This is a genomic window from Vibrio sp. Y20_XG_PY13, assembly GCF_024181925.1.
GTDB lineage: Bacteria > Pseudomonadota > Gammaproteobacteria > Enterobacterales > Vibrionaceae > Vibrio > Vibrio parahaemolyticus.
On the sequence record NZ_JAMZAL010000001.1, the window covers coordinates 1,122,051 to 1,138,306 of the forward strand.

The 16,256-nt window shown below is 46.0% G+C and carries 12 protein-coding genes and 1 tRNA gene; 7 read left to right on the forward strand and 6 right to left on the reverse strand.

The genetic code is table 11. From position 1 onward, the window contains the following. Window positions 1-18 precede the first annotated feature (18 nt). On the reverse strand, window positions 19-1,374 hold the full coding sequence (locus NL646_RS04940; RefSeq protein WP_253663921.1) for a diguanylate cyclase: 1,356 nt from the start codon (window positions 1,372-1,374) through the stop codon (window positions 19-21). A 137-nt stretch (window positions 1,375-1,511) separates the two neighbouring features. Here NL646_RS04940 and NL646_RS04945 point away from each other — a divergent pair, with 137 nt between their 5' ends. Then, window positions 1,512-2,117 carry an alpha-ketoglutarate-dependent dioxygenase AlkB gene (locus tag NL646_RS04945; protein ID WP_140098686.1) on the forward strand — a complete coding sequence of 202 codons (606 nt, stop codon included), beginning with the start codon at window positions 1,512-1,514 and terminating at the stop codon, window positions 2,115-2,117. 69 nt (window positions 2,118-2,186) lie between these two features. Then, window positions 2,187-3,281 (forward strand): DUF3541 domain-containing protein, encoded by a 1,095-nt coding sequence (locus tag NL646_RS04950; RefSeq protein WP_025442470.1) that lies wholly within the window; start codon window positions 2,187-2,189, stop codon window positions 3,279-3,281. Between the two features lie 109 nt (window positions 3,282-3,390). Here the strand turns inward: NL646_RS04950 and NL646_RS04955 are convergent, their stop codons facing one another. Beyond that, entirely contained in the window at window positions 3,391-4,590 is a 1,200-nt protein-coding gene (locus tag NL646_RS04955; protein WP_253663922.1) for a NupC/NupG family nucleoside CNT transporter, read from the reverse strand. Window positions 4,591-5,153: 563 nt separating this feature from the next. Here NL646_RS04955 and NL646_RS04960 point away from each other — a divergent pair. After that, window positions 5,154-5,237, forward strand: a tRNA-Leu gene (locus NL646_RS04960). A gap of 32 nt (window positions 5,238-5,269) precedes the next feature. Further along, on the forward strand, window positions 5,270-5,881 hold the full coding sequence (locus NL646_RS04965; RefSeq protein WP_005459325.1) for a DUF2913 family protein: 612 nt from the start codon (window positions 5,270-5,272) through the stop codon (window positions 5,879-5,881). 118 nt (window positions 5,882-5,999) lie between these two features. Here NL646_RS04965 and NL646_RS04970 read toward each other — a convergent pair whose 3' ends face one another. Then, the gene (locus NL646_RS04970; RefSeq protein ID WP_015312832.1) at window positions 6,000-7,400 is read right to left on the reverse strand and encodes a tryptophanase; all 1,401 of its coding nucleotides are present in this window, start codon (window positions 7,398-7,400) and stop codon (window positions 6,000-6,002) included. Window positions 7,401-7,814: 414 nt separating this feature from the next. Here NL646_RS04970 and NL646_RS04975 point away from each other — a divergent pair, with 414 nt between their 5' ends. Then, window positions 7,815-8,210 (forward strand): cystatin domain-containing protein, encoded by a 396-nt coding sequence (locus NL646_RS04975; protein ID WP_005459310.1) that lies wholly within the window; start codon window positions 7,815-7,817, stop codon window positions 8,208-8,210. A 66-nt stretch (window positions 8,211-8,276) separates the two neighbouring features. Here the strand turns inward: NL646_RS04975 and lhgO are convergent, their stop codons facing one another. The 3 genes from lhgO to NL646_RS04990 all read right to left on the reverse strand — a co-directional run bounded on the left by lhgO (window position 8,277) and on the right by NL646_RS04990 (window position 12,727). Further along, a complete protein-coding gene (gene lhgO / locus NL646_RS04980; RefSeq protein ID WP_025522643.1) occupies window positions 8,277-9,503 on the reverse strand; it encodes an L-2-hydroxyglutarate oxidase in 1,227 nt (408 codons plus the stop codon). An 8-nt stretch (window positions 9,504-9,511) separates the two neighbouring features. Beyond that, window positions 9,512-11,635 carry a TRAP transporter permease gene (locus NL646_RS04985; protein WP_005459237.1) on the reverse strand — a complete coding sequence of 708 codons (2,124 nt, stop codon included), beginning with the start codon at window positions 11,633-11,635 and terminating at the stop codon, window positions 9,512-9,514. Between the two features lie 81 nt (window positions 11,636-11,716). After that, window positions 11,717-12,727, reverse strand: a complete 1,011-nt coding sequence (locus NL646_RS04990) for a TAXI family TRAP transporter solute-binding subunit (RefSeq protein WP_020834857.1) — start codon at window positions 12,725-12,727, stop codon at window positions 11,717-11,719. A gap of 882 nt (window positions 12,728-13,609) precedes the next feature. Here NL646_RS04990 and brnQ point away from each other — a divergent pair. Both brnQ and NL646_RS05000 read left to right on the forward strand, forming a co-directional pair. Then, entirely contained in the window at window positions 13,610-14,920 is a 1,311-nt protein-coding gene (gene brnQ / locus NL646_RS04995; protein WP_025578044.1) for a branched-chain amino acid transport system II carrier protein, read from the forward strand. A 103-nt stretch (window positions 14,921-15,023) separates the two neighbouring features. Then, entirely contained in the window at window positions 15,024-16,232 is a 1,209-nt protein-coding gene (locus NL646_RS05000) for a GGDEF domain-containing protein (RefSeq protein ID WP_193271670.1), read from the forward strand. Window positions 16,233-16,256: the final 24 nt, after the last annotated feature.

Consider the following 16,256-nt stretch of genomic DNA (forward strand, 5'->3'; position numbering starts at 1 on the left):
AATCTGGGCTTTGTTTTTTTATCCACCGTGTTTTTGTTGATACATCCGTTCGTCGGCGATTTTCATCATTTGTTCTGGAGAAGTCATTTGCGGATCGAAGATGGCGTAACCAATACTCACGCGTAGGTAGATCAGCTCTTCGTCATAAATAACGGGCGTCGAACACAACGCCAACCTGAGCTTTTGCAGTAACTTCTGCACGTGCTCTTCCATTCCCAAATTGTGTACAACCACTAAAAACTCGTCACCGCCCATTCGCGCGACCATGTCTGAACGTCTCAAGCTGCTTTTGATGCGCTCTGCGGTGGCAATCAACACCTTGTCACCCGCGTCATGGCCGAAGGTATCATTGATGTGTTTGAATCGGTCTAGATCTATATTGATCAACGCAAAGCTGTAACGTTTTTTATAGCGCTTAGCGATTTCAAACTGCTGCTTGTATGACTGCATAAAGTAACGGCGATTGGGCAAATGCGTCAGTTCATCATGCAGCGCACGGTCGTCGGCGATGATGTACAAACGGTAAATCACGATCAACGCAATACTCAGAGCAATAAGAATGGGATAGCCAATGATTCTGACGATGTTCAGCTCAAACCACGAAATTTGTTGCTCAAGCTGCCCACCCGCGTAGGCCGCCATGCTCCAGCCACCATAAGGGAAGTGCACATGCTCTTTGGCGTACAATTTGCCCGTTTGATTAGGATCACCAAAGAACATATCCCCATATTCGCCGCCGCTGTCATAACCGCGTATCGTTAAAGGATAATGGTATGAGAAGTCGAATACGCCGGTTTCTCGCATTAAACCATCAAAATCCACCACGGCGCTGATCACCCCCCAATACTCTTTGTTGATTGGTGGGTCTCGAAATACTGGCACGCGTACAATAAGCCCTCGCCCACCTTGAACAAGCGACACCGGCCCCGCGATGAAAATCTCTTGAATATCTTTGGCTTTTTGAACTTGTACCCATTGCGCTGGTACTTTACGGTAATCCAGACCAAGGACGCGCTCGTTGCCTTGAGTTGGGAATATATGGCTAATTACATCATTTTCCGCAATACCGATGACCGTGATGTGCTTACTTTTGTTGAGAATACGATCGGCGGCAATGCTTAGCTCCTCTTCTTCGCTATTTGGCAGCAAAGTGATTAGCGTCGCTAATGTGCTGGCTTTGTAAATATCAGCCATGAGTACCGCTTCCAAATTGGAGCGGAGGATAGACAGTTGTTCTTTGGCTTCAACTTGCACGCGCTCTTGCTGAAGGTCTTGCTGATTCTGATGCAACAGCTCAATAACACCAACACACAAGGCAACAGAAGCGAAAAAGAACAGTGCAAAATAGCACTGCTTTCTGGGTGAATAACGCATTAGCTCCCCACTAGCTCGTCCGTTACTACGAGAATTATTCTTTTATTGTTAAAATTCTTATTATCTACAAGAATAACCAATAGCCTTTGCAAAGGTAATAATTATCTGAAATTTTTGTGGTTTAAATAGGCAACGGGATGCAAGGACAAGGCGATTTATTTGAAAGTACGGATTGGCAAGAGGTACGCCAAGGCAAGCTCTTTTATCAGCCAAACTTTCTTTCTCAGCAAGAAGCGGATACGTACTTTTCAACGCTTAGGAGTACCTTGCCTTGGCAACAAGAACGCATAACCATTTTCGGGAAATCGGTACTTCAACCTCGTTTGCAGACTTGGCATGGCGATGCGCCTTACACCTATTCGGGCTTAACCATGGCACCTCACCCTTGGACGTCTGAGCTGTTATCACTCAAGGCTCGCTGTGAAAGCCTTGCCAACACCCCGTTCAACTCTGTATTGGCGAATCTGTATCGCAACGGTCAGGATTCAATGGGATGGCACCAAGATAATGAACCAGAGCTGGGCAGAAATCCGGTGATCGCCTCGTTGAACTTAGGTGATACGCGCCGATTTGTGCTACGAAATTTACATTGTAAAACTCAAATAGAATATGAGCTCGGCCACGGCGCATTATTGATCATGGCTGGGGAGCTTCAGCACCATTGGAGACACTGCGTTCCCAAAACAGCCAAACCAAAAGGAGAACGTATCAACCTGACTTTTAGACATATTTTGAACTATTGACTCAGGTTTTACATTCTTAACAAACATTGATGATAAGTTTACATCCAGGTTATATCAGGGAATGGATTTATGCGTATCAAACCTATCAGCTTGGCGGTCTTGCTCTCTTGCTCACTTATCTTGAATGTTCAGGCATCTCAAGAAGAGGTGCCTGCACTTAATTACTCTCAATCAGCACAGCTGATTCGCGACACATACGAACGTGAGTTATTCACGCTTCCTCCTTTTAAGGAAGGCCACTTTGGGCTGCGTATGTTCCGCCAAACCTTAGATGAAAAATACTACGCAACCATTTGGACAGACATGGCTCAAGTCGCAAGCCGATTGAATCGCTTCGCGAATGACGTCGTCAAACCAGAAGACATCATTTTATATTCCTCTGAGCGGCTTACTCGCTACCAAGAAAAAGAGGACGAACGCAGCCAACGTCGTTATACCGTAACAAAACATCACCCTGAGTATTTGTATCTTGGCGTCGATTTACTGGGCGCGATGGCGAGAGCAGATGAGTACGGCTTAAAGCACCAACAAGATAAAACACTGCGAGAAATCATTCGTCGTTACGATTTTACTCGCTACGCCACCGATAAAGAGATGATTGAAGCATGGGCGGCGCAGTTGGCAAATCAGGTCTATTGGCTGCGTCAACTGGGTGAACAAGATGTGGTGAACGCGTTCATTGAAGCATTCCGAGCGACCTACCCCGACGACAATGATAAAAAGCTCTCTGCTCAGCAATACGGCAACAAAATCTATGGCATGACACACATCATCTTTGCCGACTCTCAGTATTATCAAAAGCGCGTGAATGAAGCGGATCATCAATGGATTTATGATTACTTCCGCGACAACATCGACACGATTTTATTGCGAGCAAAAGAAGACATCATTGCCGAAGTAGGTATTTCATTTTTACTGGCTGGCCTTGACCACGATCCCGTCGTTGAGAAAACACGCCAAGCGATTCGAGATGCCATCAGCACCGAACAAGGGATGATTCCATCCGTTGATGGTGACTTTGATCTAAAGTATGGGGAACATCGCAATGTGCTCGCGATTATGCTTTTAGATTGGAAAGGTGTGCACAAGGCACCAACATATCAAGCGCACCCGAAAGCATTCAAATCGATCCCTTATGGGTTAGTACCTAAATCCCCCAAATAACATCGAATAAACATGGTTCGGGAATGCTCTTGCACTGACTCACACAGCTTTCCCAACACCATAAAAAAAACCGCCACATCGGCGGGTTTTCATTTATTGCTCAATCATATTAAAGCGAGATAAAGATACCTGCTAGACATGCGCTCATTAGGTTCGCTAGCGTACCAGCCGCTACCGCTTTAAGACCCATGCTTGCTACATCTTTACGACGTTCAGGTGCCATCACACCGATAGAACCTAGCTGAATCGCAATCGAACCGATGTTCGCGAAACCACATAGAGCGAATGTGATGATCACTTGAGTGTGCTCAGACAGTGTCGCTTTGTGCTGTACGAAGTCGATAAACGCCACAAATTCGTTCATTACAACTTTCTGACCAATGTAAGAACCAGCCGCTAGGATCTCGTGGCTTGGCACACCAATCAACCATGCTAGCGGTGCAAATAGGTAACCCAAAATCGCTTGCAGTGTTACACCAGCAAAACCAAACATTTCACCTAGGTTTTCTAGGCCTGTGTTCACCATCGCAATCACACTCACAAAAGCAATCAGCATAGTACCGACAGCCACTGCGACTTTCATACCGCCCATCGCACCGCTTGCTAGTGCATCGATAACGTTGCTTTCTTCTGATTTGTCTAGCTCAATGTTGTTGTAATCGCTTGGCGTTTGACGCTCAGGAACGATGATTTTCGCCATTAGTAAACTACCAGGAGCTGCCATGAAGCTCGCAGCGATAAGGTATTTCAGCTCTACACCCAAGCCGGCATAGCCGCCAAGCACACTGCCCGCTACCGATGCCATACCACCAGCCATTACTGCAAATAGCTCAGAACGAGTCATGTTTGATAGGAACGGACGAATAAGAAGTGGTGACTCACCTTGAGATAGGAAGATATTACCCGTTGCAACGAGTGATTCCGCTTTACTGGTACCCAAGAATTTCTGGATAGCGCCGCCGATAAATTGAATTACTTTTTGCATGATGCCCAAGTAGTAAAGGGCAGAGATAAGAGCGCTGAAGAAAATGATGATAGGAAGGACGCGAACAGCGAAGATGAAACCAGTAGAAGCGAGATCACCAAAAAGGAATCGAATCCCTTCATCAGCAAAGCTTAATAACCCGGCAACGCCATTACTTAAACTCGCTAGTGCGGCTTGTCCCATCGGGAAATAAAGCACCAGAGCGGCAAAGCCCAACTGAAGTAACAAAGCGCGAGACACTGTTTTCCAATTGATGGATGAACGGCTCTCAGACAGTAGGAAAGCACAACCTAGTAGTGCAACAATACCAAATAAACTAATCATGAGTCGGACCTACTGAACGTTGAAAAAGAAAAGAGAACCAAAGGAATTGGCAGAAGAAAGGGACAACGTACCGAGTGGCAAAGCACTCGTAGATCCAGAATGTAGACTGAACGGATAGTTCGACATCTTAATTTTTACCTTATACAAGCAATTGAACTTAGCTGGTCCGGTCCGTGGGGTCATTCACTGCTGGTGAGTTTATAACTCGACCTGCTCCTTGTGACGGCTTGTATGGGTAAGGGTCCTGAACAACTAAACCCTAATTCCCGCTTAAACGGGACGCAAGTATAGCCAAGCGAACGAGATATTCATCACATTTATTGACGCAAACGTTCAAGCGTTCAAAATTTATGCAAACTTGCTATTTTGCAGCCATACTGGTAGGAAAAGTAAGGGCATTGGGACGGTTCTTTATGGTAAAAAGATCAAAAACGGCCAATAAATACGCAATCAAACGTGAAACACCAAAAATGAGCAATTTTACTCTCGCCAACAGATGGAGTTTGGTTATACAATTTGGAGTGCTTCTTTTTGAGGCCTCTGTGTATGCAGAGCATCATGATGCCGAGATGGTGAAATTGGTAGACACGCTAGCATGAGGTGCTAGTGCCTTAGGTGTGAGGGTTCGAGTCCCTCTCTCGGCACCATTATCCTTCTTCTTAAATTTCGTTTGAGTGTAATGCAAAGTTCTAAGCAGGCAAGACAATCCGCAGATGCTAACCAACTTCTGAGCGAGCTTGCAGTGCACGCCTTATTGCACCTGCACTTCAAAATCCATGCGTCTTCACGCCCTCTCCCTACAACAGAGCGTAATGATCTGCTGCAAAAATGGCTAAAGCCTAAACTGAAAAGCAATCGCTACAAACTGATTAAAAAGCCGTTAAAGTCTCTGACTCAACAGGCGAAAGGGGAAAATGGCAACCTTGAAGCCTTACTTGAACGCTGCATTGACGCGAACAAACCAAGTAACCCGCAACCTCACTTGGATAGCTACCTGCTACTAATTAACGAAATTGAGAAAAAACTCGGTACCACGGTACTGCTTTCTCGTCCTGAAGATGTCGACCTATCGCATGACCAACATGGCTGTTTGCTGTGTGTGTTATCAAATAACTTAAACCAACATTTCGACGACAATAACGCCATGATTGCACCAATTTCGATGCTTTTCCGTGGCCCAATGAGTCAGCGCTCATTGTTCCTTGGCAGTATTTATGCAAGTGGCACATTCAATTATGAAGTGCAATATCAAGACGAACAGTTCGTGCGCATCACGTTAGAGCTAGCGTAATATCCGCTCGGAATGAACTGAACAGACAAAATCAAAAAAGGCCGCGACACTCGCGGCCTTTTGCTCTTTACTAAAGTACCTAGATACCTAATTATCTAAGTGTCAAACCTACTTCAGGTTAATCAATTTCACGGAAGCGAGCCGTAAAGTGACGTAAAACCGGAGGCTCATATTCGAACGTCAAACCTTTCAATTCATGAGCTCGGTTCTTCAACTCGATCAACGCATCCGCGATATAGTCCATGTGGTCGTTAGTATAGACTCGACGTGGAATCGTTAAGCGCATTAATTCAAGCTCAGAGGCTTTCTGTTCACCCGTTTCAGGGTCACGTCCGAGCAACAATGAGCCAATCTCAACAGCTCGAATCCCAGCCTCCAGATACAACGCATTGCACAAGGCTTGTGCTGGGAATTGATCGGCTGGAATGTGCGGCAATATTTTCGCCGCATCAACAAACACCGCATGGCCACCAGTTGGATATTGGATTGGAATTCCCCCCTCCCGCAGACGCTCGCCCAAGTATTGCACCTGACTGATTCGATAATGCAGGAAGTCTTCATCCGCGCCCTCATACAAACCTCGGGCTAAAGCCTCCATATCGCGCCCAGCCATGCCGCCATAAGTGACAAAACCTTCCATAGGAACGCAGCGCGTTTGCACCGCTTGGAACAACTCTTGATGATCACGAATACAACACATGCCACCAATGTTCACCATTGGATCTTTCTTGGCAGACATCGTGAGCATATCGCCGTATTGATACATTTCACGAATGATTTCCAAAATCGACTTGTCAGCGTAGCCTTCTTCACGCTGTTTGATGAAATAAGCATTCTCACAATAGCGAGCCGAGTCAATCACCACTGGGATATCGTATTTGGTGGCAATTTCGTACACGCTGCGCATGTTTTCCATCGATACCGGTTGGCCACCCGAGCTGTTACACGTCACTGTCGTGATGATGGCACAGATGTTCTTCGAGCCATGCTCTTCAATCGTTTCTACCAGTTTGTTGAGGTCGAAGTTACCTTTCCAATCGTAAGGCGTCGTGGTATCGAACGCTTCTTCCGTCACAACGTTGATAGCCTTACCGCCGTTGAGCTCAATATGCCCCGCAGTAGTATCAAAGTGATAGTTCGAGATGAACACCGGCGTTTCACCGCCACGTACTTGGCGCATACGTTCAATCAGAGCAGGGAACAATATCTGCTCCGCCCCTCGGCCTTGGTGTGCAGGCACGGTCAGTTTGTAGCCGAAAAAATGCTCCACTGCGCTGCATAAGTTGTAGTAGTTACGACTACCCGCGTAAGACTCATCCCCCAACATAATGCCAGCCCACTGGTTATCGCTCATGGCACCTGTGCCGGAATCGGTAAGCAAATCGATATACACGTCATCACTGCGCAATAAAAATGGGTTGTAACCCGCTTCTTTGAGAGCGATTTCTCGGTCAGCCAACGTGGTCATTTTGATTGGCTCAACCATTTTGATACGGAAAGGTTCTGGAATACGTTTCATTGTTAATTTCCTTGTACGCATGACCCTACGCGTTAAAGCGTAAGAGTAGAAAACAAATAGATCAGATGCTTTTCAATGCGAGAGCATTGAGGAAATTAACGAGAAGAAATTTTGCTGAGAAGAGACAAGCAGTAGTCTAGGTTGTACCAGAACGACAGCACCAAACGGCTATCGAGAATATCCTTAATTCTCATCGTCTTCGTCCTCCTGATAAAAGAAAAGTCAGAAACCCCATGTCTCTGACTCTTTCAATATAGTGCACTTTTCGGACAAATTTCAGTGAAGCGGCGCTCATTTATGTATCGAAAGGACTCTCCACTATTTTGTACGACTTTCCGTTCCAACTTCTTCTCATTATGTAAAGCAACACAGCCGTGCTTATACTCAATCAAGGACAAATAACGGAGTGTCTTTATGAGTGTTAGGAAATATTGGGGAGCCGCAGCCACTCTTGCAATCCTCACGATCACCAACAATGTCTACGCCGTGGACAAGCAAGTTTCACCCGCGATGAAAAAGAAAATGCAGGCAATTTGTTCGGCAGAAAAGAGTCAACCCGGTGGATGGCAAGTTTCTCAAGTTACTCCAGAAGCGCAGCGCTCGTTGAGTATGGTTTTGTACCAGATGAACGCCGAAGATAAATTAAAAAACATCAACGAAGTACGCACTCAAGTGGTAGCGGGTACTCACTATGCGTTTGAGTTCGAGCTTCAAGACGGTGAAGTGTGGAACGCAATGGTCTTACGCAGTGCAAGAGGCGATTACATGATCGAAAGACACGCCAAAAAAGGCGAACTTTGCCCGAAGTAGAATGCCACCAACAAAAACCTGATGAAATGAAAGAGCCAGTGTTCAAAACTGGCTCTATATGTCTGACTAGACGACTTTAGCTACCACTTTCTCATCGACCTTATCGCAAATGTACTCTCCGATAGGCATGGCAGATGTGGCCGCTGGGGAAGGCGCATTACACACATGAAGGCTTCTTGCGCTCTCTGCAAATAGGAAATCGTGCACTAGAGTGCCGTCCGGCAACACCGCTTGCGCGCGAATCCCTGCAGGGTAAGGCTGGAGATCCTCAACACGAATACTCGGACAATATTTATTGACCAGTTTTAAATACCCAGGCTTCCACCACGAGTTTTTAAACTCTTCCAAGCCCGTTTTTAAGTGCTTTTGTGTGACTTTCCAAAAGCCAGAAAAACTCAGCATTTGCAGTGTATCTTGCAGGTTAAAGTTCACTTTTCCATACCCTTCTCGCTTCCAACCCTGAACGGCATTTGGACCAACCGTCACAGAACCATCAATCATACGAGTCAAATGCACCCCCAAAAATGGCAAATCTGGATCTGGAATTGGGTAGATTAAGTGATTCACCACTTGGTTATGCTTACTGTCTAATCGGTAGTATTCACCGCGATAAGGCACGATTTGAAAATCGGTCGGAATGCCCATCATTTTTGTCATCCGATCGGCCATCAATCCACTGCAAGTGACTAGAAACTTGCAGTTCAGCTGCATAGATTGTCCATCGGAAACGCAAGTCAGTTGTACTTCTTCATCTTTCTCATCGGCGGCAACCACCTTGGTTCTCAAGCTAATATGACCACCTAAACTTTGGAACTCCTGTGCCATATGCTCTGTTACCAAGCGGTAATCAACAATACTGGTGGTTTTCACGTAAATCGCGCCCAACCCTGTGATATTCGGCTCCGCCAACTTGAGCTGCGCTTCATCAAGCAATTCCACATCAATCCCGTTGACGTGGCAGCGTTCATAAAGGGCGTTCATTCGTTCGACTTCTTGCTCGTTAGTTGCAACCAACAACTTGCCGCAGTTTTCGACCGGAATATTATGCTGAGAGCAAAACGAGAGCGTTTTTTCTACGCCGCGTTTACAAAAGTCGGCTTTTAAACTGCCCGGCGCATAATACACACCCGCGTGGATAACGCCGCTGTTATGCCCGGTTTGATGCTTAGCAAAACCAGACTCTTTCTCAACCAATAAAATAGAACACTCTGGATGGCGTTGTTGGAGCTGCCAAGCCGTGGACACACCAACGATACCACCACCCACAACAATGTAGTCATAGACTGATTTCATACGACCTCTTATAAAACCGAAAGTTGAGACTGTTGCAATTTGAACTTGCGCCCACTGTAAACAAACACGGCAACGAATACCGCGCAGCACACCACACGAATTAAGATTGGAATGTCGTGCCAAACCAAAAGTGCACCGATAGTAAGCAGAACCAGTCTCATCAATATATTCAATGGTCCTTCTAAATAACCTTCAATGGCACCAATGAGCGCGTAAGTACCCACTATCGCAAAGAAGCCGACCGTAATTACTGATGTCACGTCCCAACTGACCAATCCGGTATAGGCAATTAACAATGGAACCAAGTACAGCCCCTTCGCAATTTTCCAAGCCATTAAGCCTGTTCGCATTGGTGGCGTTTTCGCAATGGTCGCCGCTGCGAATGCGGTTAAACACACTGGTGGCGTAACGTTACTGTCTTGCGAAAGCCAGAATATGATCAAATGCGCAGCCAACAATGCCAAGCCAACCGCCTCTAAACCCAGACTTTGCTCTAGTAGCGTTTCAACAAAATCAGCAGGAACCAGTGACAGCATTTCTTTCGCCGTTTCCAGCGCCATTGGCGCATTGAGAAGATCGAGCTTATCTGGTGCCGCTAGCATGAAGATCGCTTTCGCTTGCTCAGGTAATTGCCCTGAAACCATCAACTCTAAAAGTTGGTTCTCGGCAATCAACTTATACAAGGCAGGGGCAGATAAAGTGCCCAGAACAATATACGCAGCTGTCACAGGTAAGCCCATACCTAAAACCAACGATGCCAAAGCAATCAACACGAGCATGATGAACAAATCACCATTCGCCCAACCATTGATCATCAAAGAGAAAGTGTTGCCGATACCTGTGGTACTAATTACGTTGATCACTAAACCAATACCCACCAGCAAGACAGCGGTGGTTGCCATGTTCTTCGCGCCTTGAGACATAGCCTCGATGATCGCTTTTGGTCCCATTTTGTGATCTTTCGAAAACCACGAAGAGACAACAACAGAAATGATGGAAAGGCCTGCCGCATAAGTGGGTGTAAAACCTTTCACGAGCAACGTCACCAGAACCACCAAAGGAATGAGGTTGTGCCAACCACTCACCAGAACTTTGATAAGCGATTCGTCACTGGTTGTAATTTTCTGCACGCCGCTTCGCTTCGCTTCGATACGCACAAAAAACGCGACCGACAAGAAATAAATCAACGCAGGGACAAACGATACAGCAATGATATCCACGTAAGGAATTTGAGTATAAGACGCCATAATGAACGCGCCCGCGCCCATCACCGGAGGCATCAACTGACCACCAGTCGAAGCCGCAGCCTCAACCCCTGCAGCAAAGCGCGAAGGGAAACCTGCTTTTTGCATCAACGGAATACTGATCACCCCTGTCGACACGGTATTCGCCACGCTAGATCCCGACACAGAGCCCATTAAACCCGAGCCAAGCACGGCAATGAAACCCGGCCCTCCGATGATTTTTCCTGCGGCTGCACGAGCGACATTGATGATGTAATCCCCAACGCCAGAGCGTACTAAAAACGCACCAAAAAGGATGAACATAAAAACGAATGTCCAACTGATGCGAGAAATAGAACCGAACATGCCTTCAGAAGAATAGAAACTGCGATAAAGCAGGGTTTCCATGCTCAACCCCGGAAAATGAAAAATACCCGTCGCCCATTTTCCCCACAGAACAACGTAGCTCAAACAGATCACAATCAACACAGGAATAAACCACCCCATGGTGCGGCGAATCAGTTCGATGACGATCAATATCGCCATAATGGCAAAGACCCAATCGCTAGTGACAAACTTAACACCACGTTCATACAACGCATCTTCGGCATAAGGAATGTAAAGCAAACAGGCGATAGCCCCTGCTGCGATGAGCACATCGACCGCTAGAGCCATTTTGCTCTGCTTCAAAGAGATATGAGCCGGATACCAAAGTGCACAAATTACCGCAAAGCCAGCAAAGTGCGTCGCGGATATCCAGAGTTCCGGTAACGTCGATAAGGTGTTAAACCAAATATGCAATGCAGAAAGTACCACGCCGAACACCGTGATGGTGGTGGTTACCCACGGGAAATCGGTGCGCGTGGGCAGCTCAAATTTCTGCAATTCCTTTTCCATAGAGTCGCTCATATCCTACTCCAAGCTCTAACGGCTTTTTCAATGTTCAAAACAAAATAAAGGCCCCGAGATGCACTCGGGGCGAAGTTGGCGTTATTGCGCCATCAGTTCAGATGGGATTTCGATTCCCATTTCTTTGTAGTAACGAACCGCACCCGGATGCAGCGGTAAAGGAAGCCCCGAAATCGCTTTTTCGATCGCCATCGCTTTGGTTGCTTTGTGGATGCCTTGTAAGAACGGAAGGTTCTCGTAAATGGCTTTGGTCAGTTGGTAAACGTCCTCTTCCGAGATATCGTCTCGAACCGCAAGGAAGTTGGGCTGAGCAATCGTCGTGATTGGTTTATCTAAACCTGGGTAAGTGTTGGCAGGAATGTCGTACTTGGTCCACAACTTGTAGTTACCGTTGGCTTGCTTGATTTGCTCGTCAGTGAACGAAAGTATCGAGATATCTTTGCCTAGCGCCGCAAATGCTTGCGTCACCGCCCCAACAGGAACACCTGCTGGCGTATTCATACCATCGATGGTGCCATTTTGTAGCGCACTTGCACTGCCGCCGTACCCCATAAAGGCAAGGTTGAACTTATCTGGGTCAACACTCAGGCCTTTCATGATCTGACGGCCTGAGTTCTCAGTACCGGAGTTCTTTTTACCGATAGAGAACTTTTTCCCTTCGAGGTTTTTCAGATCACTAACCGTACCGGTTTTTGCTAAATCGCTACGAACAATGAAGTGTTCAACGTTTTGCCATAACATTGAGACTGAACGCAGCTTTGCTTGGCGACCGCTTTTCTCGTAAGGACCTTCCCCCGACCAAGCCCACGCACCGTACAAACCTTGCAAAATCGCAAATTGAGCTTCGTTTTCATTCAATAGTTTAACGTTTTCACCAGAGCCAGCAGAGCTGATAGCAGAAAGGGAGAAGTGGTGCTTTGGTGCGAGTTTCACTTTACTTAATGTCGCCAAAGCCACCCCAACTGGGTAGTAAGTGCCGCCAGTAGAAGCGGTTGCAAGGATGTAGCTGCGCTCTTCCGCCGCTGCATTTGTCGCGATACCAAAAGATGTCACAGCAATAGCCAGTGCTTTTACGAGCTTATTCATTTTCATTATTACTCTCCGTGTAGTCGTTTCACGATTATGGATTTACATCATGTTAAATCTTTATTAACAACAAAACGCTAAGAGCAACTTAAATGCCAATTTTCAACTCATTGTTTTTATTTAATAAATATAATCTCCCAGCCCAAAATGAGCAAAAACTCGCTCATTTACCCGTAAACCAATAAGCAAGATATTGCCGACGATAGAATGAGACTAAGCGGTACAACCTCGCAAAACGTTAATGAATTGTGATCGATACAAAAGATTTGCCCTTTTTAGCCATGAGCAAGTTTTTGCCGATAACAAACGAGCATTCAACTCTGTCGCGGAGTGTCCCAACGCAACATCTCTTAGCGAAATAGGTTAAAAAACGTATCTAGTTCATATCAAGTCGAGCACCACCATAAATTAGCGTTCACTTATTAAGCAATACAGCTTAGATAAAAACTCCAAATGATGAACAAAATTCCAACAAACACGGGCATGTTAACGGACTGAAAAGTTATTTATTCCATTTTAATATTTAAATTCCAGTTTAAACCACTAACTTAAAGATAAAGATTAACCATATCAACTTATTTTCTCCTTTGGGGTTGTGCCGATCCCCTTAAGTTCGTTAGGGTAAATGAACACCAAGGCAAACGTATTCCTTGGTATTTTTTCGTCATTAAGGATCTCTCATGTCAGCAACTGCGCAATCTCCATTCGCATTAAAACGCCCATCCGGCGTTGCTGCAGCGATCCTCCTGCTCTCTCTGGAACTGATTCAGAGCTGACAGGCTACATCTAAAATTTCTGTCAGCTTGAGAAGAAGCTGACGGGAACAACCACATACTCTCTCCCATTCCTTTCAGTTTCTTCCAAGCGAAACGTGTAAGAGGAATAACAATGTTAAGCGCACGCAATATCGCCGCCTTAGGCTTTATGACTTTCGCCATGTATTTGGGCGCAGGTAACCTTATCTTCCCTCCATTTTTGGGTTACCAAGCGGGTGAAAACTTTTTGAGTGGAATGTCTGGATTCCTTTTAACTGGCGTGGGTCTACCTGCTTTAGCACTGGTAATGGTGGCGATAGTTAATGGCTCAGACAAGCTAACCGCTGCGCTACCAAAACCGCTAGCAACCAGTTTTTGGGTGATGGTCTTCATCGTCATCGGGCCAGCATTTGTGATTCCGCGAGCCATTACCGTCGCCTATCAATTTAGCTTCGCCCCAATCTTTGGTGAGGCGGCATTAGTGCCGTTTACGATTGCCTTTTGTGTAGCAACCATTTGGTTTGCGCTTTACCCAGGTAAGTTGGTTGATAACTTAGGCAAAATCCTAACACCGGCGTTAATGGCGATTTTGATCATCATGTCTGTCACTGCCTTGATTTACCCAGCAGGTGAGTTGACACAAGCCAGTGGCCCATACGTGAGTGGTGCGTTTGCAGAAGGTCTGACGCAAGGGTACATGACGATGGATGCGTTGGGCTCAATTGGCTTTGGTTGGATCATTTTCCGTGCCATCCGCAGCATGGGAGTGGACTGCCCGAGAGCAACGGCGAAATACACTCTAATTGCAGCCTTAATGTACGCTGTCGCGATGGCGTTTGTTTACATTTCGTTGTCTTACATCGGTTCCACTAGCTCTTACTTAGGTTCAGAATTTAGCAATGGTGGCGATATTTTAACGGCGTTCACCTTCAACCACTTTGGTGCGTTTGGCTCGGTGTTGTTGGGTGCAGTCATGGTATTGGCCTGTTTAACCACAGCGATTGGCGTAACAACCGCAGGCAGCGAGTTCTATGACAACACCTTTAGCAAAGTGAACTACAAAAGCTGTGTCGTCATCACCATGGTACTGTCAGGCTTTATCGCCAACATCGGTTTAGAGCAGCTATTGGCAATCACTTTACCTGCGGTTGTGGCACTTCATCCTGTGGCGATTGCTTTGATGATGATGGCGCCCGTTCGCAACAAAATGTCTCAGTTCATGTTGGTGCTTACCGCGTTCACCGCACTAGCATTTGGTTGTGTCGATGCTCTGCACATTTTGGGCTACATGCCAGAAGCCGTAGACCAATGGATGAGCCACAACATGCCTTTGTATAATGAGTTCGCGAGCTGGATTGTACCTAGTGTCATCATGGCAACGATCGGACTTTTGTTCACTAAAAAAGCAGAAGAAATCAAAGAATTCGAGCTGGTCAACGAATAGCCGTTTAACTTAAGACATCATTCTATAATTACGCTAACATACTGGACGTTTATTGATGACGGGCAAAGGAGTTGCCCGTGTAATGGTTCGTTGTAGAGCACATATGGAGAGTCACTATTTAGATATAAGAACCCTCAACTTTATTATCATTTTGTTTTCTTGTATCTATGCTATTAGCCTGCTTTGCTATCAATATACTCAGAGCAAAATTAAAGGATTAAAAACGTTCGCCATTTCTCTGCTGTTTATTGGCTTAGGCCCTTTTTTATTGGGATTTCGTGACTCAGCCCCAGATTGGCTGACGATCATTCTTTCCAATACCATCATTATCATCGGCTTTTTGCTCACGTTATATGGCGTCAGCATTTTTCGTAAATTCCCCCTCAAGTGCGCTCATGTACTCACGTTTCTGGTACCGGTATTCAGTGGCCTTTTTTATTACTTCACCTTTTATTCGCCATCTATTCGTATCCGAATCATTTTTCTTAGTATCTATTTGAGCTTAGTCACCTTCTGCAGTGGTGTTGCGATGATCAAGGGAAAAAGAGACGATCTAAAACTGCCCGTTCAAGTGATGGCGTACGCCTTCTTTGGGTTTAGTGCTTTTATGGCGGGCAGAACCGTTTGGAGCATTTGGGCACCAGAAGTCACCAGTTTTATGAATGCAGGTATCATCCACCAGCTGACGTTTCTATTTAGTATCTGCCTCATTGTTGCTTTGAGCTTTAGTATGTTGTGGTTGATCAACGCAAGATTGGTGAAATCCATCAACGATCTTTCTCATTTGGATGCATTAACTGGGTTATACAATCGACGTGCAATGGAAGTCATTGTGCCTAACCTTGTGAATCAAGCACGCGAAACAAATACGCCTATCAGCATCGTTATGACTGACGTGGACGATTTTAAAACCATTAATGACCAATACGGACACACCACTGGCGACTCAGTTATGGCAACCATCGCCACGATTTTTAAACAAACGTTACCAGAGTCAGCATGTACCGTTCGCTTTGGTGGTGACGAGTTTATGATTGTGTTGCTTGCCAATGCCGAAAACGCGAAAGCCTATGCCGAGTTAGTTCGCCGCAGCATTGAACGTGAGACGTCGCTGCTTGCTTTTAAAAACCAAGTCACGATGAGCTTCGGCATCAGCGAGCTAATGCCCAATGACAGCTTGCAAGATGCACTCACCCGAGCCGACGAAGCACTGTATTGTTCGAAGCATACCGGGCGAAATCAAGTCACGACATTCCAAGATGAAAGCGAGGTGGGTGGTAAGTTCATCCAAACACCGACTAAAAGCGCATAACGGAAAGGTAAAACGACATCGCTC

What these genes read in the sequence shown, in the direction of transcription:
- NL646_RS04940 (WP_253663921.1), bottom strand. Translation starts at nt 1,374, where the DNA reads ATGCGTTATTCACCCAGAAAGCAGTGCTATTTTGCACTGTTCTTTTTC.
- NL646_RS04945 (WP_140098686.1), top strand. Translation starts at nt 1,512, where the DNA reads ATGCAAGGACAAGGCGATTTATTTGAAAGTACGGATTGGCAAGAGGTA.
- NL646_RS04950 (WP_025442470.1), top strand. Translation starts at nt 2,187, where the DNA reads ATGCGTATCAAACCTATCAGCTTGGCGGTCTTGCTCTCTTGCTCACTT.
- NL646_RS04955 (WP_253663922.1), bottom strand. Translation starts at nt 4,590, where the DNA reads ATGATTAGTTTATTTGGTATTGTTGCACTACTAGGTTGTGCTTTCCTA.
- NL646_RS04965 (WP_005459325.1), top strand. Translation starts at nt 5,270, where the DNA reads ATGCAAAGTTCTAAGCAGGCAAGACAATCCGCAGATGCTAACCAACTT.
- NL646_RS04970 (WP_015312832.1), bottom strand. Translation starts at nt 7,400, where the DNA reads ATGAAACGTATTCCAGAACCTTTCCGTATCAAAATGGTTGAGCCAATC.
- NL646_RS04975 (WP_005459310.1), top strand. Translation starts at nt 7,815, where the DNA reads ATGAGTGTTAGGAAATATTGGGGAGCCGCAGCCACTCTTGCAATCCTC.
- lhgO (WP_025522643.1), bottom strand. Translation starts at nt 9,503, where the DNA reads ATGAAATCAGTCTATGACTACATTGTTGTGGGTGGTGGTATCGTTGGT.
- NL646_RS04985 (WP_005459237.1), bottom strand. Translation starts at nt 11,635, where the DNA reads ATGAGCGACTCTATGGAAAAGGAATTGCAGAAATTTGAGCTGCCCACG.
- NL646_RS04990 (WP_020834857.1), bottom strand. Translation starts at nt 12,727, where the DNA reads ATGAAAATGAATAAGCTCGTAAAAGCACTGGCTATTGCTGTGACATCT.
- brnQ (WP_025578044.1), top strand. Translation starts at nt 13,610, where the DNA reads ATGTTAAGCGCACGCAATATCGCCGCCTTAGGCTTTATGACTTTCGCC.
- NL646_RS05000 (WP_193271670.1), top strand. Translation starts at nt 15,024, where the DNA reads ATGGAGAGTCACTATTTAGATATAAGAACCCTCAACTTTATTATCATT.